At 63.0% G+C, this 930-nt stretch carries 1 protein-coding gene; it reads right to left on the reverse strand.

Annotated elements, in window-relative coordinates:
* On the reverse strand, window positions 1–857 hold an 857-nt coding region (istA, locus tag NKI63_RS30650; RefSeq protein ID WP_352824130.1), incomplete at its 3' end, for an IS21 family transposase.
* Between the last annotated feature and the right edge of the window lie 73 nt (window positions 858–930).

Genomic DNA, 930 nt, shown 5'->3' on the forward strand with positions numbered 1-930 from the left:
TCGCGTGTCCACCGGTCCAGATGCGCCTCGAACGCCGCCCAGTTCTCGAACCGGCGGCCGGCAATCGCATTGCGCTTGACATAGCCGACCCCGCGTTCGTCCTTCCCCTTCGTACGCGCCCGGTAGGGCGCACAAGCCCGCGGCGTAAATCCCCAGTAGCGGGCAAAGGTGTGCAGCCTCACATTGAACCGCACCTCCCGCGTCGTCGCATCGTGATGTTCGACCAGCGCCTTCGGATTGTCGAACAGTACTTCCGTTGGAACCCCGCCGAAGCGAAGGAAGGCTCCTTCCATCCCCTCGAACCAGTCCGCCTGGCGCTCCCGAAGCGAGGGACGGATATGCAGCCGACGCGAGTAACCCAGCGTTGCTACAAACAGGTGCACCCGAACACGCTCGCCGCCGACCCACGCCCGCGTGTCGCCAAAGTCGATCTGCATCTGATGTCCCGGCGCCGTCTCAAACCGAACCGTCGCGCGCTTCTGCGCCCTCAACTCCCGACGCCAACCCTGCACCCGAAGCTCCACCGACCGAAGCCCTATAACGATCCCATGTTCGCTCTCCAGTTCCTGGCGCACCACATCGGCGTTGCCGCCATGGCGGAAGAAGCGCTCCCGCAGCCAATCGTCCAGCCCGTCAAACGCGGTCCGCCGCACAGGCTTGCGAAACGGAAAAGTCCCGCCCTCGCGCAGATACCGACGCACCGTGTTGCGCGCGCATCCGAATTCCTTCGCAAGTCGCTTCGCTCCCCAGCCAAGCTCATGCAGCCGCAGCATCGCTGCCACTTCTTCAGGCTGAAGCATCTCCTCCCCCCGCATCGTTCTCGACAATGCAGGAATCGCCGAAATCTCAACCGTCATCCATGCCTCCTCTCATAACCGAGGGGTCAGTTCTTCATTTCGTCAGGGGGTCAGTTTCTCAATTCGGCCGACA

It is taken from the genome of Mesorhizobium sp. M0410 (assembly GCF_040321435.1).
Classification (GTDB): domain Bacteria; phylum Pseudomonadota; class Alphaproteobacteria; order Rhizobiales; family Rhizobiaceae; genus Mesorhizobium.